Annotated in this window: 14 protein-coding genes; all 14 read left to right on the top strand. The window is 64.7% G+C overall.

What is annotated here, in order from left to right:
* The first annotated feature begins 47 nt into the window (after nucleotides 1-47).
* The 14 genes from V5B60_RS02810 to V5B60_RS02745 all read left to right on the top strand — a co-directional run bounded on the left by V5B60_RS02810 (nucleotide 48) and on the right by V5B60_RS02745 (nucleotide 19,563).
* Nucleotides 48-1,619: a polysaccharide deacetylase family protein gene (locus V5B60_RS02810; RefSeq protein WP_332345513.1), complete on the top strand. Its 1,572-nt coding sequence runs from the start codon at nucleotides 48-50 to the stop codon at nucleotides 1,617-1,619.
* Nucleotides 1,619-2,833 carry a TIGR03088 family PEP-CTERM/XrtA system glycosyltransferase gene (locus tag V5B60_RS02805; protein WP_332345512.1) on the top strand — a complete coding sequence of 405 codons (1,215 nt, stop codon included), beginning with the start codon at nucleotides 1,619-1,621 and terminating at the stop codon, nucleotides 2,831-2,833. Before V5B60_RS02810 ends, V5B60_RS02805 begins: the two co-directional genes overlap by 1 nt.
* Before the next feature lie 74 nt (nucleotides 2,834-2,907).
* Nucleotides 2,908-4,848, top strand: a complete 1,941-nt coding sequence (locus tag V5B60_RS02800; RefSeq protein WP_332345511.1) for an XrtA/PEP-CTERM system amidotransferase — start codon at nucleotides 2,908-2,910, stop codon at nucleotides 4,846-4,848.
* Nucleotides 4,845-6,056: a TIGR04063 family PEP-CTERM/XrtA system glycosyltransferase gene (locus tag V5B60_RS02795; protein WP_332345510.1), complete on the top strand. Its 1,212-nt coding sequence runs from the start codon at nucleotides 4,845-4,847 to the stop codon at nucleotides 6,054-6,056. Before V5B60_RS02800 ends, V5B60_RS02795 begins: the two co-directional genes overlap by 4 nt.
* A gap of 15 nt (nucleotides 6,057-6,071) precedes the next feature.
* Nucleotides 6,072-7,997, top strand: a complete 1,926-nt coding sequence (gene asnB, locus V5B60_RS02790) for an asparagine synthase (glutamine-hydrolyzing) (protein ID WP_332345509.1) — start codon at nucleotides 6,072-6,074, stop codon at nucleotides 7,995-7,997.
* On the top strand, nucleotides 7,994-9,208 hold the full coding sequence (locus V5B60_RS02785) for a TIGR03087 family PEP-CTERM/XrtA system glycosyltransferase (RefSeq protein WP_332345508.1): 1,215 nt from the start codon (nucleotides 7,994-7,996) through the stop codon (nucleotides 9,206-9,208). The genes asnB and V5B60_RS02785 overlap by 4 nt, the downstream gene beginning before the upstream one ends.
* Nucleotides 9,205-10,521 (top strand): nucleotide sugar dehydrogenase, encoded by a 1,317-nt coding sequence (locus V5B60_RS02780; protein ID WP_332345507.1) that lies wholly within the window; start codon nucleotides 9,205-9,207, stop codon nucleotides 10,519-10,521. Before V5B60_RS02785 ends, V5B60_RS02780 begins: the two co-directional genes overlap by 4 nt.
* A gap of 39 nt (nucleotides 10,522-10,560) precedes the next feature.
* The gene (locus V5B60_RS02775; protein WP_332345506.1) at nucleotides 10,561-11,685 is read left to right on the top strand and encodes a glycosyltransferase family 4 protein; all 1,125 of its coding nucleotides are present in this window, start codon (nucleotides 10,561-10,563) and stop codon (nucleotides 11,683-11,685) included.
* Nucleotides 11,682-13,061: a phenylacetate--CoA ligase family protein gene (locus V5B60_RS02770; RefSeq protein ID WP_332345505.1), complete on the top strand. Its 1,380-nt coding sequence runs from the start codon at nucleotides 11,682-11,684 to the stop codon at nucleotides 13,059-13,061. Before V5B60_RS02775 ends, V5B60_RS02770 begins: the two co-directional genes overlap by 4 nt.
* Entirely contained in the window at nucleotides 13,054-14,382 is a 1,329-nt protein-coding gene (locus V5B60_RS02765; RefSeq protein WP_332345504.1) for a putative O-glycosylation ligase, exosortase A system-associated, read from the top strand. Before V5B60_RS02770 ends, V5B60_RS02765 begins: the two co-directional genes overlap by 8 nt.
* Entirely contained in the window at nucleotides 14,379-15,353 is a 975-nt protein-coding gene (locus V5B60_RS02760; RefSeq protein WP_332345503.1) for a polysaccharide deacetylase family protein, read from the top strand. The genes V5B60_RS02765 and V5B60_RS02760 overlap by 4 nt, the downstream gene beginning before the upstream one ends.
* 209 nt (nucleotides 15,354-15,562) lie before the next feature.
* Entirely contained in the window at nucleotides 15,563-16,774 is a 1,212-nt protein-coding gene (locus V5B60_RS02755) for a hypothetical protein (RefSeq protein WP_332345502.1), read from the top strand.
* Nucleotides 16,775-16,936: 162 nt separating this feature from the next.
* Nucleotides 16,937-18,406 (top strand): lipopolysaccharide biosynthesis protein, encoded by a 1,470-nt coding sequence (locus V5B60_RS02750; protein WP_332345501.1) that lies wholly within the window; start codon nucleotides 16,937-16,939, stop codon nucleotides 18,404-18,406.
* The gene (locus V5B60_RS02745; RefSeq protein WP_332345500.1) at nucleotides 18,403-19,563 is read left to right on the top strand and encodes an FAD-dependent oxidoreductase; all 1,161 of its coding nucleotides are present in this window, start codon (nucleotides 18,403-18,405) and stop codon (nucleotides 19,561-19,563) included. The genes V5B60_RS02750 and V5B60_RS02745 overlap by 4 nt, the downstream gene beginning before the upstream one ends.
* Nucleotides 19,564-19,565 lie beyond the last annotated feature (2 nt).

Genomic DNA, 19,565 nt, shown 5'->3' with positions numbered 1-19,565 from the left:
CATCACTGGGGATATCGACAGGGGCAATGGACAATCAGCAGAGACGCTTGGTCGTTTATACCGGCAACCTCGCTTACTCGGTGCGCAAGGGTATCGTCGAGATCGATCGTTCCCTTGCGGGTCTGTCCTGGCTGATCCTCGTTCACTCCCCGGCGAAGAGCGTCCGCCAAGTCTGGCGCAGCCAGTGGCGCAACCTGCGGCGCAACGGCTGGCGCTGGCTGCCGTATCAGCTGGCAGACCTCTGGCAGCGGCTTCGACCCGCCGGCAGCCCCGTTGTACCGCCGGCTCCTGGACACGAGTTCTCAGCGTCGGCTTTGGCCGCGCGACCGAACGTTCGCGTGTTGCACGTGGCCGACATCCACGGCAGCGAAGCGCTGGCCGCGGTCAGGGATTTTGCGCCACACGTCGGCTTGTCACTCGCTGCCCCGATTCTGCGGCGAGCGCTCTTTGCCCTTCCGACGGCGGGCACCATCAATCTGCACAAGGGGAAGGTCCCGGACTATCGCGGCATGCCGCCAGCTTTCTGGGAACTGTGGAACGATGAAGACGCGGTGGGTTGTACCGTTCATTGGGTCGACGACCAACTCGACACCGGCGAGGTGGCGGCCGAGGCGGTGGTCGAACGTGAGAAGCATTCGAGCTTGCGTGGGTTGCAGTTGCGCCTCGATGAGGTCGGTGTCGAGCTGATGCGCGATGTCGTCGGCGAAATCGTTGCCGGACGTCGTCCGGCAACGCCCCAGCCTGCAGGGGGCAGAACCTACCGCAAGCCGACCCTGGTGCAGATGGCGGCACTGCGACGCAAGCTGGGAGCGACGGATGTCGTCAGGGGGTCGCTTGCTGGACGCCTGGTCAAAACCGCTTTCAGTGTTGCCGCTTGCCGCAGCTGGCAGCTCGGCGCGTACATGCTTCTCCCGCCAAGGATCACCGTTCTCCTCTACCACCGGGTGACGGACTCCGTGCGTGACAACCTCAGTGTCGGGATCGAGCAGTTCGAGCGGCAGATGTCGTTGCTGCGACAGCATTGCCGCGTAATTTCCCTCGCTGAAGTCCTGGCGTGCCGGACGATTCCGCGATCGTCCAAGCCATTGGTCTGCGTCACCTTCGACGACGGCTACCTCGACAACTATGTCAATGCGGTGCCCAGTCTGCTGCGACATCAGGTTCCGGCAGCCTTCTTCGTTGCCACCGGAATCGTCAATAGCGATCAACGCTTCGCGCACGACATCCGGCGTGGCAATCCGCCGCTTCCCGTGATGCAATGGGAGCATCTGCGGCAGATGCAGGCGGCCGGATTCACGATCGGTTCGCACACCGTCAGCCATATCGACTGCGCCAGCGAGCCGGCAGAAGTGGTCTGGGACGAGCTGTGCCGCTCGCTGTCCGACCTGCGTCGCGAACTGGCCCTGCAGGACTGCGTCTTTGCCTATCCGTACGGTGGCCGGCAGCACATGACCACGGAGCGTCTTGATCTGGTGCGGCAGGCAGGTTACGTGGGTTGCCTTTCAGCCTATGGTGGCAGCAACCTGCGGTGCGTCGACGCGTTCAACGTGGTCCGCCGAGGGATCAACTGGGAGTTCTCCGACCGCTCCTTCCTCCTGCAGTGCGTCGGGTTGACCTGATGTCCGAGACCCGGCCCCTGATCCTGCATGTGATCCATCACCTCGTCACCGGTGGCATGGAGAACGGTCTCGTCAACCTCATCAACCATCTTCCGGAAAACCGGTTTCGCCACGCGGTGGCGTGCGTCGAGGATTTTTCCGACTTCCGCTTCCGCCTGACGCGTTCCGATACGCCGGTGATTGCGCTGCATCGTTCCCGGGTCGGCGTCTGGCGGCTCAGGCGCGACCTGTTCCATCTGTGTCGCCGATTGCAGCCGACGATCGTTCATTCGCGCAACCAGTCCGGGCTCGATGCGCTGTTGCCGGCCAGGCTCGCGGGCGTGCCGCATTGCATTCATGGCGAGCACGGCTGGGATGTCGACGATCTTGCCGGGCGGCGGGTCAAGCCGGCGCTGCTGCGCCGCCTGCACGCGCCGCTGGTCGACCGCTACATTGCGGTGTCGGCCGAGTTGCGCAATTATCTGGTCGCGCGTGTCGGGATTTCGGCGCGCCGGGTCACGCAGATCATCAACGGCGTCGATACCCAGCGCTACGCGCCGACCACTCATGCCGATCGCTGGCGGCCGCTGCCGGAGGGCTTTGCCGTTCCGGGCAGCGTCGTGATCGGAACGGTGGGACGGCTGCAGGCTGTCAAGGACCAGGCAACGCTGCTTCGCGCCTTTGCCCGCGTCGCCACGGACGGAGATGTGGCCGCGTCGCGTGCCCGGTTGGTGGTCGTCGGCGATGGGCCGTTGCGCGAATCCCTGCGCTGCCTCGCCGCCGAACTCGGCATATCATCTCTGACCTGGTTTCCCGGCGCGGTTGGCAACGTTCGCGAGCTGTTGCGGGCTTTCGACCTCTTCGTCCTGCCATCGCTCGCGGAGGGGATTTCGAACACGCTTCTGGAGGCAATGGCGACGGGTCTGCCGCTGCTGGCGACGGCCACGGGCGGCAACGTCGAGTTGGTCGCCGATGAGGTCAGCGGGCGCCTTTTCCAGCCGCGGGACGTTGCTGGACTGGGCGAACTGTTGCGACGGTATCTCGCCGATTCGAGCCTGCGTCGGCGACACGGGAGTGCGGCGCGGGAAATCGCCGTTGCCCGCTTCAGTCTGGCAACGATGCTGGCGAACTACCAGTCGGTCTATGAGGAGTTCTGTGATCGCGGTGGGCAGGCTTGCACACCGCTGGCCAGCCGCCGGTCGGACTGCGCTGCCGGGCGGGCCGAGGGCGGTTGAGGCGCCGCTGTCGTCGCTGCATCGACTTGCGGACGATCGCTTGTTTTCTTACCACGAAAAGACAGATATTCGATATGTGCGGTATTACCGGAATTTTCGATACCCGTAGCCAGCGTCATGTTGACCGTGCGGTGCTGGCGCGGATGAACGAATCGCAGCACCATCGCGGCCCCGATGAGGGTGGCCTGCACATCGAGCCCGGGGTTGGGCTTGGTCACCGGCGCCTGTCGATCATCGACCTGTCAACCGGGCAGCAGCCGCTCTACAACGAGGATCAGAGCGTCTGCGTGGTGTTCAACGGCGAGATCTACAATTACCAGGAGTTGATTCCCGAGCTGCTGGCACTTGGTCATCGCTTTCACACGCGCAGCGACACCGAGGTGATCGTGCACGCCTGGGAGTCCTGGGGTGAGGATTGTGTGCGTCGCTTTCGCGGCATGTTCGCCTTCGCGCTCTGGGATCGCAATCGCCAGACGCTCTTCCTGGCGCGCGACCGGCTTGCTGTGAAGCCGCTGTACTATGCCCTCCTGCCCGACGGAACCTTCCTCTTCGGCTCAGAGCTCAAGTCCCTGCTGGCGCATGGTGGACTGGCACGTGACATCGATCCGCTGGCGGTCGAGGAATACTTCGCTCTGGGTTACGTTGCCGAACCACGAACGATCTTCAGCCAGGCGCGGAAGCTGCCACCGGCGCACACGCTGACCCTGCGGCGGGGAATGCCGCTGGTCGAGCCAAAGGAATACTGGGACGTGCGCTTCAGTCTCGACAGCCGCATCTCGCTGGCTGACGCCTGCGCGCAGCTCGACGAGAGGCTTGGCGAGTCGATCCGCCTACGCATGATCGCCGAAGTGCCACTCGGTGCCTTCCTCTCAGGGGGGGTCGATTCGAGCGCCGTCGTCGCCCTGATGGCGGGTCTTTCGTCGTCACCGGTGAACACCTGCTCGATCGCTTTCGACGATCCGGCCTTCAACGAGGCTGCCTTTGCGCAGAAGGTTGCCGAGCGTTACCGGACCAATCATCACTGTGACCTCGTCGCCAGCGATGACTTCGATCTGATCGATACACTGGCCCGGCTGTACGACGAGCCGTATGCCGACAGCTCGGCGATTCCCACCTACCGCGTCTGTCAGCTCGCACGCAAGCATGTGACGGTGGCGCTTTCCGGCGACGGTGGCGATGAGACCTTCGGCGGCTATCGCCGCTACCGTCTCCACCTGATGGAGGAACGCCTGCGCGCGGCACTGCCGTATGGCGTCCGGCGGCCGCTCTTCGGCCTGCTCGGCCGGGCCTACCCGAAGGCCGATTGGGCGCCCCGCGTGTTTCGCGCCAAGACGACTTTCGAGGGCATGGCCAGAACGACTGTTGGCGGATATTTCCACGCCATGTCGATCCTGCGTGATCCGATGCGTCGTGAGCTGTTCAGCGACCGCTTTCGCCGCGAGGCAGGTGACTACAGCGCGCAGGAGGTTTTTCGCCGGCACGCGCAGCGAGCCGGTACCGACGATCCGCTTGCCCTGATCCAGTACCTCGATCTCAAGACCTACCTCGTCGGTGACATCAACACCAAGGTGGACCGCGCCAGCATGGCACATTCGCTGGAGGTCCGCGAGCCGCTGATGGATCACGAACTGGTCGAGTGGATGGCGACTCTGCCCTCGTCGCTGAAGGTGCGCGGCCAGGAGGGGAAGTTCCTGCTGAAGGAAGCCATGAAGTCGCGGCTGCCACAGGACGTCCTGTTCCGCCCGAAGATGGGTTTCGCCGTGCCGCTTGCGCGCTGGTTCCGCGGCCCCCTGCGGGAACGTGTCCATCAGGCCGTGCTCGGGCCGCGTCTCGCGGCCACTGGCTGGTTCAACGCCGCCTACCTGCGGCATCTGATCGACGCGCACCAGTCAGGGGCAAGAGACTACAGTTCGCCCCTGTGGACGATCATGATGTTCGAGGCTTTTCTGCGCAACGTCATGGACGCGCCTGCCGAGCATCCTGCCGTGGTCACAGTGGCCGGCGCAGCGCCATGAGCCTGCGCATCCTGCACGTTCTCGACCATTCGTTGCCGTTGCACAGCGGCTACAGTTTCCGCACGCTGGCCATCCTGCGCGAGCAGCACGCGCTCGGTTGGCAGACGGTGCATCTGACGACACCGAAACAGGGCGCTGGTGATGCCCTGTGCGAGGAGGTCGACGGCTGGCTCTTCAACCGTACGCCGAGCGCTGCCGGCTGCGGCCTGTTGCAGCAGATGCGCCTGACTGCGGCACGCCTGCAGCAATTGGTCAGCACGACCGAGCCAGACCTGATCCACGCCCACTCGCCGGTATTGAACGCGTTGCCGAGCCTTTGGGTGGGCCGGCGGCGGCGCCTGCCGGTGGTCTACGAAATGCGCGCGTCGTGGGAGGATGCAGCCGTCGACCATGGGACGACGCGCGCCGGCAGCCTGCGCTACCGCGCATCGCGGGCACTGGAGAGCTACGCCCTGCGTCGTGCCGACCAGGTGACGACGATCTGTGAGGGCTTGCGTGGCGACATCGCGATTCGCGGCGTTCCTGCGCAACGCATCACGGTGATCCCGAACGCGGTCGACGTCGAACACTTTCGCCTCGATGCAGATCCGGATGTCGGACTGCGGCAGTCGCTCGGACTCGAGGGCGCGACGGTCGTTGGTTTTGCCGGTTCGTTCTACGGCTATGAAGGGCTCGACCTGCTCCTCGAAGCTGCCCGCCTCCTGTTGCCCCGCCATCCACAGTTGCGCGTGCTGCTCGTCGGTGGCGGGCCGCAGGAGAGCAGCTTGCGGGCGCAGGCGACTGCCGCCGGCATCGCGCAGTACGTCATCTTCACCGGTCGGGTGCCGCACGCCGAAGTGCAACGCTACTACGGAGTGATCGACGTCCTGGCCTACCCACGCCTGCCGATCCGACTGACCGAGCTGGTCACTCCGCTGAAGCCGCTCGAGGCGATGGCGCAGGGACGCATGCTCGTCGCCTCCGACGTCGGTGGCCACCGCGAGTTGATCCGAGACGGCGAGACAGGCTCCCTTTTTCGTGCCGGTGATGTCGCTTCCCTGGCCGCGGCGATCGACGAACTGCTCAACAAGCGCCAGCGATGGCCGGCGATTCGCCAGCAGGCACGCCGTTTCGTCGAGGTCGAGCGAACCTGGGCGAGCAGCGTGGCGCGTTATCGCGAGGTCTATCGGCGGGCTCTGGCCCGCTACGGCCGCAGCCCATCCATCTGAGCGCGAGGTTCCATCGTGTGTGGCATTCACGGCATCTATCGTTTTGACGGGTTGAGCGTCGAGCCCGGGATTCTGTCGGCCATGGGTGAGCGCACCCGGCATCGCGGTCCCGACGACGAAGGCAGCCATCTCGACGGCCCGTGCGGCATCGCCATGCGGCGGCTGTCGATCATCGATCTTGCCGGTGGTCACCAGCCGCTGTCGAACGCCGACGGCAGCCTGTGGCTGGTCTGCAATGGCGAGATCTACAACTATCGCGAGTTGCGTCGCGAGTTGCAGGACAAGGGATACCGCTTCAAGACCGGTTCCGACTGCGAAGTGCTCCTCCATCTCTATGACGCGGAAGGGGACGAGTTCATCCAGCGCCTGAACGGGATGTTCGACTTCGCCCTCTGGGACGCGCGCCGGCATCGCCTGTTGATCGGGCGTGACCGGCTGGGCGTGAAGCCCCTGTACGTCCTGCATGACTGGCAGCGGCTGGCTTTTGCCAGCGAAGCCAAGGCCTTGCTCGCCCTGCCAGGAATCAGCGCCGAGCTCGATCGCGAGGTGCTGGCTGACTACCTGCACCTCGGATACGTCGCCGCGCCCGGTTGCATCTTCAAGGGCATCCGCAAGCTGCCACCGGCGACGCTGCTGGCGGTCGAGGCGGGCGAGGTGCGCGAGTGGCGCTACTGGCGCCTGCCCGACCGCTGCATCCCGGGTGTGTCCGAGAGCGAGTGGTGTGACCGGGTGCGCGCGCAACTCGACGAGTCGGTGCGGATGCAGATGGTCAGTGACGTGCCGATCGGCGCTTTCCTGTCGGGGGGCGTCGATTCGAGCGCTGTCGTCGGGCTGATGGCCCGCCATTCCGAGCAGCCGATCCGGACCTACGCCATCGGTTTCACCGGTGGCGAAGCGGAGACGCTGTACAACGAACTGCCCCATGCGCGCCGGGTGGCCGAGCTCTTTTCCACCGAGCACCGTGAGATCCTCGTCCGGCCGGATGTCGTTTCGCTGTTGCCCAGGTTGCTCTGGCACATGGACGAGCCACTGTCCGATACCGCCTTCATCACCACCTTCCTCGTCTCCGAGTTCGCGCGCGAGGATGTCAAGGTGATCCTGTCCGGGGTCGGCGGTGACGAGCTGTTCGGCGGCTACCGGCGCTACCTCGGCGGGCACTATGCCACGCGCTATCGCAACCTGCCGCGGTGGCTGCGCAGCCTGGCAAGTCTGGCTGCGGCGCGTCTGCCGGCAGACCGGCACGCGGGTCTGCTCAACCGGATGCGTCTGGCGAAGGGCTTCATCGCCTCGGCCGAGATGAGCGCCGATGAACGCTATCGCAGTTACCTGCAGGTACTGGATCGGCAGGCGGTCGCCGCTTTGCTGACCGAGCCACGCGGTCAGGCCTCGGATCCGCTGACCCGCGCCTTCGCTGCGGCTGGCAATGGTGACGAGCTGAACCGCATGTTCGCGGTCGACGCGGAAACGCAGCTGCCGGACGACCTGCTGCTGCTGACCGACAAGATGAGCATGGCGGTGTCGCTCGAGTGCCGGGTACCGTTGCTGGATCACCAGCTCGTCGAACTGGCGGCATCGATCCCAGGAGCAGTCAAAGTGCGCGACGGGCGGCTGAAGAACCTCCTGAAGCTGGCTCTGGCCGACCTGCTGCCGGACGACATCCTCAATCGCCAGAAGCGCGGTTTCGGTACGCCGATGGGCGCCTGGCTGAAACGTGAGCTGGCGCCGCTGCTGCGCCGTCTGCTGGCACCGTCAGTGATCGAGGCGCGTGCCTTGTTCCATTCTCCGCTGGTGGAACGGCTGATTGCTGACCATGAGGCCAACCGGATCGATGGCACCGACATCCTGCTGGCGCTGCTGAATCTCGAGGTGTGGAGTCGCATCTACCTGGACCGGCGTGATCCGGCAGACGTTGCCGAAGAACTCAGGAGCTACGTGGCATGAACATCCTCTACCTCTGCCACCGCTTTCCCTTTCCGCCGAAGCGCGGCGGCAAGATTCGTCCCTTCAACATGATTCGCCATCTCTCGGCGAGCGGACATCGGGTCACCGTCTGCTCGCTTGCCCGCTCAGCGGCGGAGGCCGAAGAGGGGCGAGGGATTGCCGCCCATTGCGCGCGCTTCGAGATGGGTCTCGTCTCGGAGCCCATGCAGACGTTGCGCATGGTGGCGCGTCTGCCGTTGACGACGCCCTCGTCGATGGGCTACTTCCATTCGCCCTCGCTGCAGCGCCACGTCGATCGGTTGCTGCAGACGGAAAAGTGGGACCTGATCTTCGTACACTGCTCGTCGGTTGCACAGTATGTCGAGCGTGTGCGGACCGTACCGAAGATACTCGACTTCGGCGACATGGACTCGCAAAAGTGGCTGGAGTATGCCAACTACAAGCCCTTTCCGCTGTCCCTCGGCTATCGACTCGAAGGCAACAAGATGCTTGCGGCCGAGAAGCGTCTGGCGGGGTCGTTCGATCTGTGTACGGCGACGACACGCGCCGAATGGCAGACGCTCGAGGACTATCGCACGGGCGTGGCAACGGACTGGTTCCCCAACGGTGTCGATGCCGAGTTCTTCTCGCCAACAGTGGATGCCCATGATCCGGACACCCTGAGTTTCATCGGCCGCATGGACTACTATCCGAACCAGGAGTGCATGGCGCGCTTCTGCGCGCAGATCTGGCCGCTGCTCCGCCTGCGTCGCCCGGACCTCAAGCTGCTGATCATCGGTGCCGACCCGTCGCCCGAAATGCGCCGCTTGGGCGAGGTGCCGGGCGTGACCGTCACCGGCTCGGTGCCCGACGTGCGTCCGTTTGTCCGGCAATCGGCGTTGATGGTCGCACCGCTGAACATTGCTCGCGGCACGCAGAACAAGATCCTCGAGGCGATGGCGATGGGGGTGCCGGTGGTCACCAGCCGGGTTGCCGCGGGCGGCGTGGACGCCGAACCCGTGACGCATTTCCTTGTTGCCGACACGCCAGAGGAATATTCTGCGGCCATTCTGGGGGTGCTGCAGAACCCGGCCGAAAGGCAGCGATTGGCCGTCGCCGGTCGACAGCGGATGCTCAGCAACCACGCCTGGTCGCATTCGATGGCACGGCTCGACGGGATCATCGAACGCTGCCTCAGGGATTTTTCGCACAGCAAAGGAACAACCGCATGAAAATCAGCATCTTCGGTCTCGGTTACGTGGGCGCAGTGTCGCTTGCCTGTCTCTCGCGCGACGGCCACGAGGTGATCGGAGTCGACATCGATGCCAGCAAGCTCGACCTGATCGTCGCTGGCAAGACGCCGGTGGTTGAGGAGGGCATGGTCGAGCTGATGGCGCTTGCCGCGCGCAGTGGCCGTGTCTCGGTGACCACCGATGCGCAGCGCGCGGTGCTCGACAGCGAGCTCTCGCTGGTCTGCGTCGGCACGCCTTCGGCGGCCAACGGTAGCCAGGATCAGGGCGCGATCCTGCGGCTGGCGGAAGAGATGGGTCGCGCCATCGCCGGCAAGAGCACGCCGCACATCGTCGTCTTCCGGTCGACGCTGGTCCCGGGGACCGTCGAAGACGTCCTGCGCCCGATCATCGAGGCGGAATCGGGAAAGAAGGACGGCGAGGGTTTCTTTCTCTGCTTCCAACCGGAGTTCCTGCGCGAAGGATCGTCGATTCGCGACTATGACAAGCCGCCGTTCACCGTCGTCGGGGCCAACCACACCTACCCGATCGGTCGGCTGCGCGAACTGTTCGGCAAGCTGCCCAGTCGCTTCATCGAAACCTCGGTCCGCTCGGCGGAGATGATGAAGTACTGCTGCAACAACTTCCATGCCCTGAAGATCACCTTTGCCAACGAGACCGCCCGCCTGTGCGACGCCCTCGGCGTCGACCCCTTCGAGGTCATGAACCTGGTCTGCCAGGATACCCAGCTCAACATCTCGACCGCCTATCTGCGGCCTGGATTCGCCTTTGGCGGTTCCTGCCTGCCAAAGGATCTGCGCGCCACCACCTATCTGGCGAAGATGCACGACGTCGAAATCCCGATGTTGGCAGGGATCATGCCGTCGAACCGGAATCACCTCGATCTGGCGTTGCAGAGGCTGCTGGCCATCGGGCGGCGGAAGATTGGTTTCATTGGGCTGTCTTTCAAGACCGGCACCGACGACCTGCGCGAGAGCCCGTTGGTGACGCTCGCCGAACAGTTGATCGGCAAGGGCATGCAACTGGCGATCTACGACCCGGAGGTTCACCTGGCGCGGCTGCTCGGCGCCAACCGCAGCTTCATCGAACGGCACCTGCCGCACATCGGCGACATGATGCGTTCGGAACTGCAGGAGGTGGTCGCCGAGTCCGAAGTCCTGGTGCTTGGCCTCGGCGGCCTGGAGGTCGCCGAGGCACTGGCGCGGTGCTGCCGCCAGGACCAGATCGTTCTCGATCTGGTCGGCCTGCCCGGCCAGCACGCGATCGGCGCGGTGGTCGAGGGGCTCTGCTGGTAGCGGGGCGGCGGGTGCTCACGACAGGCGGCAGGAACTGAGGTGAGGAATGCCGGCAAACCGGCAACCGACGGCGGCGAACACTGGCCGGCGGTGTGCGTCGTCGGCCCGCTGCCGCCACCATCCGGCGGCATGGCCAACCAGTGCGAACAGCTGCTGCGCCTGCTGCGTGCCGACGGAGTGAGTGTCGAACTGGTGCGCACCAACCCGCCTTATCGGCCGCACTGGATCGGCGGCGTGCCGCTGCTGCGTGCCGGGTTCCGGCTGCTGCCGTATCTGCTGCAGCTTTGGCGGGCGATCGGCAGGGCTGCCGTGGTGCACGTCCTGGCCAACTCCGGATGGGCCTGGCACCTCTTTGCCGTGCCGGCGATCGTCGTCGCCCGCTGGCGCAACACGCCGGTGATCATCAACTACCGGGGAGGCAACGCAGACCGCTTTCTGGCCAGTGCTCCGGAGCACGTCCGACGCCTCTTGGCCTGCGTGTCGCTGCGCATCACACCCTCGGCCTTCCTGCAGCGGGTGTTCGCCAAGTACGGGCTGAGCGCCGAGGTGATTCCCAACATCGTTGACCTGACGCGCTTTGCACCGGTTGCGCGGCGCTCCTTCGGCAGTGCGCCCCATCTCGTGGTGACACGCAACCTGGAGGAGATCTACGATGTGCCGACAGCGCTGCGGGCCTTTGCCCGCATCCGTGACGCTTTCCCACAGGCGCAGCTGACAGTCGCCGGCAGTGGCCCGGAACGCGAGCGTCTGCAGGTTCTCGCCAACGAGCTCGGCCTGCGCGACAGCGTCCTTTTTGCCGGGCGGATTGCCAACGCAGCCATGCCGGCGATCTACGCTGCTGCCGACTGCCTGCTCAACCCGAGTACGGTCGACAACATGCCGATATCGATCCTCGAGGGCTTTGCCAGTGGCGTTCCGGTCGTCAGTACCGATGCCGGGGGCATCCCGGATCTCGTTCAGCACGGGGTCTCCGGCCTGCTGGTTGCGGTCGGTGATGACCGGGCCATGGCGCGTGAGGCACTGCGCGTGCTGCAGGACGCCGAGTTGGCGGCCGCCCTGCGGCGGGCCGGGCTCGAGCAGGCGGAACACTACGCCTGGCCGCAAATCCGTGCACGATGGTTGGCCGCCTACAGCCGGGTTGCCAGCGGGAGAGTGGCGTCATGAATCCGTATACCGCGCTTTGTTCGGGCCTGTTCTTTCCCTTGCACGAGCGCCTCAAGGGGCACGATTCGGTCGCCTGGCGCAAGCGGCTCGAGGCCAGCCAGTGGTGGTCGGCCGAGCAAATCGGGGAGCTGCAGACTCGGCGCCTGCGCGAGTTCCTGCAACGGATCGGTCGTGACGTACCGTATTACCGCGATCTCTTCCGGACTGTCGGTTTCGACGCCAATGAAGTGTGCTCGACCGATGCCCTGCACGCCTTGCCCCTGCTCGGCAAGCCGGAGATACGGGCGAACCTCGAGCGGCTGCAGGCGGCCGGACACGGGCCGCTTACGCGTTACAACACCGGTGGCTCCTCAGGCGAACCACTGATCTTCTTCATGGGCAAGGAGCGCAAGAGTCATGATGTCGCCGCCAAGTGGCGCGCCACGCGTTGGTGGGGCGTAGACATTGGCGACCGCGAGTTGGTGGTCTGGGGCAGCCCGATCGAGCTCGGCGCCCAGGACCGGGTTCGCCGCCTGCGCGATGCACTGCTGCGCAGCACGCTTCTGCCGGCATTCGAGATGTCGGAGGCGAATCTCGACCGTTTCGTGGCAGCGATCAGCGACTGCCGTCCAGCAATGCTGTTCGGCTATCCGTCGAGTCTCTCGCTGATTGCGCAGCACGCGCAGAGGCGGCAACGGGACCTGCGCGGCCTCGGAATCCGGGTTGCGTTCGTCACCTCCGAGAAGCTCTACGATGAGCAGCGACGGCTGATCAGCGAAGTTTTCGGCTGTCCGGTGGCCAACGGCTACGGCGCCCGCGATGCCGGATTCATCGCTCACCAATGCCCGCACGGCAGTCTGCACATCAGCGCCGAGGACATCGTCGTCGAGACGCTACGCCCGGATGGTCAGCCGGCTGCAGCGGGTGAAACCGGTGAGATCGTCGTCACGCACATGGCGACGGCGGATTTCCCCTTCGTCCGCTACCGTACCGGTGACGTCGGCATTCTCGGCAGCAGAGCCTGCGCCTGCGGCCGCGGTCTGCCGGTACTCGAGGAAGTGCAGGGACGGACGACCGACTTCGTCGTCGCCCGCGACGGTACGGTGATGCACGGGCTGGCGCTGATCTACACGGTCAGGGATTTGCCCGGGGTCGAGCGGTTCCGTATCGAGCAGATGTCGCTCGACCTGACGGTTGTCCGCATCGTCGCCGGACCGGCTTTCGACCGTGCGGCCGAGGAGCGGATCGTGCGCGACTTCAAGGCGCGGCTCGGCGACGCAGTCGCCATCCGCGTCGAACGTGTGGCGGACATCGCCGCCGAGTCGTCCGGGAAGTTCCGCTACGTGGTCAGCCGGGTCAAGGCTCCTGGCGGTGACCGGGGTGCTGCGCATGCGTGACCTGCTGCTGGTCGGGATCTTTCTCGCCGTCCTGCCGTTCGCGTTGCGCAACACCTGGATTGGCGTCCTCTTGTGGACCTGGCTGAGCCTGATGAATCCGCACCGCCTGACCTACGGCTTTGCCTACGATGCACCGTTCGCGGCCGCCGCCGCCGGGGTCATCTTCCTGTCACTGTTCATCGGCCGCGACAAGCTGCGGATGCCTTGGTCGCCGCCGGTCATCGTGCTGTTTCTGTTCGTCTTCTGGATGTGCGTCACGACGGCTTTCGCCCTCAGTCCGGAGGATTCATGGAATCAGCTCAACAAGGTGCTGAAGATTCAGGTGGTGACCGCCATCGCGCTGATGGCTTTGCAGGAGCGCAGGCACATCGAGCTCTTCATCTGGGTCAACGCCCTCTCGATCGGTTTCTATGGTTTCAAGGGCGGGCTCTACACGGTTCTCAGCGGCGGCGGCGGCAGGGTCTGGGGTCCGGCGGGGACGTTCATCGCCGACAACAATCATCTGGCGGTGGCGGTCATCATGGTGATTCCGTTGCTCAACTACCTGCGTACCGTCGCCACTGCCAAGTACCTCCGCCTCGGTTTGCTCGCGCTGATGGTGTTTTGCGCGTTTTCTGCCCTGGGGTCGCAGTCGCGTGGAGCACTGCTGGCGATTGCTGCCATGGCCTTGGTGCTGTGGGCGCGGGCGCCAAACAAGGCGGTGACGGGTGTGATCCTGGCAGTGACCGGAGTCGCCCTGATCGCCTTCATGCCGTCAGCCTGGGAGGAGCGCATGAGCACGATTGGCACCTACGAAAGCGATGGCTCGGCAATGGGCCGCATCCAGACCTGGCAGTTCTGCGCCAACCTGGCGGCTGACCGGCTGACTGGCGGTGGTTTCTCGATCTACAATGTCCAGAATCTGGCGATCTGGGGGGCCCCCGGCGCGCGCAGCGTGCACGTCGCGCACAGCATCTACTTCTCGGTTCTGGGTGAGCACGGCTACATCGGCTTGTTCCTCTTCCTGCTGCTCTGGTGGCTGGCGATGCGCCAGGCCGCACGGTTGCGCAAGGCCAGCAAGGGCAAACCAGAGCTGGCCTGGGTTTTTCATCTGGTGGGAATGTGTCAGGTATCGCTCGTCGGCTACTTTGTCGGTGGCGCGTTCCTGCAACTCGCCTACTTCGATCTCCCGTACAACATCCTCGTCATCCTCGTCGTCACTCAGCGCTGGCTGGATGCAGGCGGCTGGAAAGAGAAGGCGGGCGGGACCGTGACTGCTGCCGAGAGCGCCCAGCAGCGACCACTTCCATCGGCTGTGACGCAACAGGTGACGTCGTCATGATCAGGACTCTGGCCAATCTGCTGTCGCCAGCAGGAAAGAACGGACGCCTCTCCATCCTCATCTTCCATCGCGTCGTTGCCCGGCGGGATGAGGTTTTCGACTGGAATCCGGATGCCATCGCCTTCGCGCAGAGGATGCGATGGCTGCGCAGCTGGTTTCACGTTCTGCCACTGGACGAAGCCGTCCAGCGGCTGCGCGAGCACTCCCTGCCCGCACGGGCGGCAGCGGTGAGCTTCGATGATGGGTATGCCGACAACTATCATGTCGCGCTGCCGATACTGCAGCAATTGGGTGTTCCCGCCACGTTTTTCGTCGCTACCGGCTACCTCGACGGTGGCCGCATGTGGAACGATACGGTCATCGAGTCCGTCAGACACTGCGGTCAGGCGACGCTTGACCTGTCCGGGATCGGGCTGGGCACCCATGACCTCAGTTCGCCAGCGGCCATGCGTCGGACGATATCTGTGGTGCTCGACGGCCTCAAGTACAAGCCTCCTGGCGAACGCAGCCAAGCGGCCGACCACGTGGCGCAAGTCGCTGGCTGCCGTCTACCCACGGATCTGATGATGACCTCGGAACAGGTGCGCGCGATGCGCCGCGCCGGGATGCTCATCGGTGCCCACACCGCGACGCATCCAATTCTCGCACGCCTGGGCCTGGACGAGGCGCAGCGTGAAGTGGTCGCCAGCAGGGACTTCCTGCAGGATCTCCTGCAGGAGCGGGTCGGCCTGTTCGCCTACCCCAATGGCCGACCGTCGTTGGACTACCGCACCGAAGATGCGGAGTGCATTCGTTCCCTTGATTTCGATGCGGCCGTGACGACCGCATGGGGTGTCGCCGATGCCGGCAGCGATCTCATGCAACTGCCTCGATTCACCCCCTGGGACGGTACGCGCCTGCGCTTCGGGCTCAGACTGCTCAGGAACCTGCTCGACGACTCACGGCGGGCGAGCATGCAGCTTGCCGGCTGAGTGCGGCGCCCGATGAGCCCCATGATGTGCCGGCAGGATCGCAGCAGGCGGGCAACGCGGCAATGGACTTGCCGGGTCCTCGCACAGGCTACCGCACCCGGCCGTGCGGCGGCCAGGCGGTGGCCGATCGCCGTCGAGCCGCCAGGCACCGGCTGATGTCGCGTCGCCTGCTCCTTCAACCTCATCATTCTTGAGAGCTGCAAACCGATATGTCACTGAAGAAGATCGCCTCTGATTTCAAAGCGCGCTACATCGACGAACGCCGTCTGCCCGAGGCGGCCCGACAGCAGCTGCAGCGTGATCGTGCCGGGCTACCGGAGCATGACGCGGGCCCCCTGGCGGTCGCCGAGGCGGGCATCGAGTGGCTGAAGCGCTCGCAGGACAAGTCCGCCTACCAGGATGGCGGCTCGGCGCGCGATTTCAGCCTGCTCCGAGGGTGGGCCAGTTCCTACCCGGAGACGTCCGGTTACATCCTGCCGACCTTGATCGACTTTGCTGCACGGACCAACGATCAGTCCCTGGCCGACCGGGCGCAGCGGATGCTTGACTGGCTGGTGTCGATCCAGTTTCCCGAGGGAGGCTTCCAGGGCGGCAAGGTAGACGCTTCCGAACGGGTTCCGGTGACGTTCAACACGGGCCAGATTCTGCTTGGTCTGGCTGCCGGAGTGCAGCGTTTTGGCGAGGCCTATCGGCGGCCGATGGTGCTGGCCGGCACTTGGCTGCGTGATTCGCTGGATCCCGATGGATGCTGGCGGAAACACGCGACGCCCTTCGCCAGCCCGGGAGAAAAGGCCTACGAAACACACGTTTCCTGGGGCTTGTTCGAGGCGGCACGGATCGAGCCCGGTCTCGGCTTTGCCGAGGCCGGACTGAAGCAGGTGCGCTGGGCGATCGGCAAGCAGATGGAAAATGGCTGGTTCGCAAGCAACAGCCTGTCATCGCCGGCGGAACCACATACCCACACGATCGGCTACGTCTTGCGTGGCGTCATCGAGGCCTATCGATTCGCCGGCGAAGCGGACCTGCTGGCAGCCGCCGCGCTGACGGCCGACGCGCTGCTCGAGGTCATCGAGGACGACGGGCGCCTGCCCGGAAAGCTGGACCGCAACTGGCGGCCGACGGTCGATTGGGTGTGCCTGACGGGCAATGTCCAGATTGCCGCCTGCTGGCTTCTTCTGTTCGGCATTACCGGCAAGGCCGCTTACCTCGATGCCGCGCGGCGCGCCAACCGCTACGTGCGGCGGACGGTTTACCTGAGTGGCAACCCGGACGTGGTGGGCGGCGTGCGCGGCTCCTTTCCCGTAGACGGGGAGTACGGGCGATTCGAGTATCTCAATTGGGCAGCCAAGTTCTGCGTCGATTCGCAGCTGCTGGAAGCGTCGGTGGACGTTCCTCTTCGCGGCACAGGCGATGACCGCTGAGTGCCACCCGAAGGCCTGCGCGCTCGTGGCATCGCTGCCCGGGTTTGCCCTGCGCGTCGGGCCGGCAGATGGCCAGCCGATGCTGGTCGCACGCGAGGAGCCGACGACCGCTTTCTCGCCGGTCTGCCGGAGCGGTGGTCGAATGGCTCGGGACGACGTTCGATGAGTCTGCGCAGCCAGGTGCTGGCCGCACTGCGGTGGACGGTGATCGGGCGTTTTGCCAGCCAGATTGCCTCCTGGGCGATCACCATCCTGGTCATGCGCTTCCTGCTGCCGGCCGACTATGGCCTGATGGCCATGGCGACCATCTTTTCCAGTCTGTTGGCGCTGGTCGCAGAACTCGGCCTGAGTTCCAGCCTGATCCAGACGCGCGATATCTCCGATCGCCAGATGCGTCAGGTGTTCGGCGTCACCCTCCTCGCCAACCTGGGGGTATTCGCCCTGCTGGCGCTGGTCATCGCACCGCTGGCAGCGATCTTCTTCAGTGAGCCGCGCCTGCAGACGATCATTCAAGTGGTGGCGCTGCAATTCATTCCGGCAATCTTTGCGGTGATTCCGGGGGCGTTGTTGCATCGGGAGATGGCCTACCGTGGACGTAGTCTCGTCGACTTCGGGTCCAGTCTGGCCGGATCGCTCCTCACCCTGGGTCTGGCCTATGCGTCACACGGCGTCTGGGCGCTCGCCTGGGGTGGCGTGCTCATGGCGACGCTGCGCGCTGCCGGTTACAATCTGCTCAGACCCTACAAGGGTCTGCCGCTGTTCGACTTCAGTGGCAGCGGTCGGATCATCCGCTTCGGGCGTGATATCGCCGCCAACCAGGTGGTTTACCATTTCTATTCACAGGCTGACTCCCTGATCGTCGGCAAGCTTCTGGGACGACACGATCTGGGCCTTTACTCGGTGTCGATGGATCTGGCGTCGTTGCCGACCTCGCGGCTCGCATCCATACTGAATCAGGTGGCCTTTCCCGCGATGTCCAAGGTGAAGCGTGAGGGCGGCAGTGTCAATCCTTATGTTCTCAAGAGCATGCGTGCCATCAGCCTGATCAGCTTTCCAGTCATGTGGGGCATGTCGAGCGTTGCCCCGGAAATCGTTGGTGGCCTTCTGGGTTCCAACTGGGATGGTGCCAGCCTGCCCCTGATGCTGCTCTGCCTGATCATGCCCTTGCGCGTCCTTGGGCCGATCGTTCACGCCGCGCTGCAGTCGGTGGGTCGCGCCGACGTCAGCTTCAGGAACACGTGTGCCACCGCCGTCGTGATGTGTTTGGCGTTCATCGTCGGCTGCCAGTTTGGCCTCATTGGCCTTGCCCTGTCCTGGGTGCTCGCCTTTCCCTGCGTATTTCTGGCGAATCTGGTACGTGCCGCGCCTCATCTCGATCTGCATCTGGGCGAAGTCATTGGCGCGCTGGGCAGATCGGCATTGGCCAGTGGCGTCATGTACGGCTGTGTCGCTCTGGCTCGTGAACACGTCGCTCTGCCACCGCTGCCGATGTTGCTGCTGCTCGCGCTGCTTGGTGCCGTCGCCTATCTGGCTGCGAGCTCGCTGTTCAACCGCAGGGGGATCGACGAAGCGCTGGCTCTCCTGCGACCGGAACGGCAGCCATCAATCGCGGACAGGGAGGCTCGGTCATGACGAAAGCGACGGCGACGGCGGTGATCGTTGGCGGCGGATTGAATGCCCTCGGGATCGTGCGCAGTCTGGCCGAGCAGAGAGTCCCGATGATTCTGGTGTGCAGCGGCAGTGGCCCGGCCTGGCATAGCCGATATCCGCGGCACCATGTCGTCGGGGAGACGGAAGGTGAGGCCCTGATCGCCGCGCTCAAGTCGATCGCCGCAAGCTTGCCGGAAAGACCGGTTCTCTTCCTGACCGAAGAGAAATCGGTCACATCGGTCTCGGAACGCCGGCAGGAGCTTGTTTCCGACTACCTGATCACCCTGCCGGAGCAGCAGACACTGGCGAATCTGATGCACAAGGAAGGGTTTCAGAAACTGGCGATCGACTGTGGGAGTCCTGTTCCGGCAGCGGTCCGCTTGCAGACGGAGCGTGATCTGGAGCATCTTTGCGAGTTGCGATTCCCTTGCGTTCTGAAGCCCGCATTCAAGCATTATGGCTACGGCGACCGCTTCAAGAAGGCATACGTGGTCGCATCGGCCGCGGAAGCCTCGCTACGCTATCGCGAGATTGCACCGGTTCTGGCCGACCTCGTTGTTCAGGAATGGATTGAAGGCGCTGATTCCGATATCTATTTCTGTCTGCAGTACGTCACTGCCGATCAGCGTCCGGCGGCCTCGTTCGTCGGTCGCAAGCTGCGCTCGTGGCCACCACGGATTGGTGGCACGGCGAGCTGCATTGCGGCTCCGGAATGCCATGACGAACTGAGCGACATGACGTCGCTCTTCTTTCGCCAGGTCGGTTTCGTCGGCATGGGCAGCATGGAGTACAAGCGGGATTGCCGCGATGGCCGCTTCTACATGGTGGAGCCTACCGTCGGGCGTACCGATTTTCAGGAGGAGGTTGCCACGGTCAATGGCGTGAACATCCCGTTCGCCGCCTACTGTGCCGAAACCGGTGCTTCGTTGCCGCCCGGGCGGTACCTGCAGCCACCGAAGATCTGGCGCGATCCGATCGTTGATCGCTGGTCGGCGGAGGAACAGGGGAGTGCGGGTGCCCTGCCTGCAGCAGACGCCGTCGACGCCTACTGGCGGGCCAATGATCCGATGCCATGGTGCGTCCTGACCTGGGAAAGAGTGCGCGCACGCTGTCAGACGCTGCTGACGGGGCGGAGATAGGC

It is taken from the genome of Accumulibacter sp. (genome assembly GCF_036625195.1).
GTDB lineage: Bacteria > Pseudomonadota > Gammaproteobacteria > Burkholderiales > Rhodocyclaceae > Accumulibacter.
Note: the sequence above shows the minus strand (reverse complement) of the source record. Positions and strands in the feature narration are given on the sequence as shown.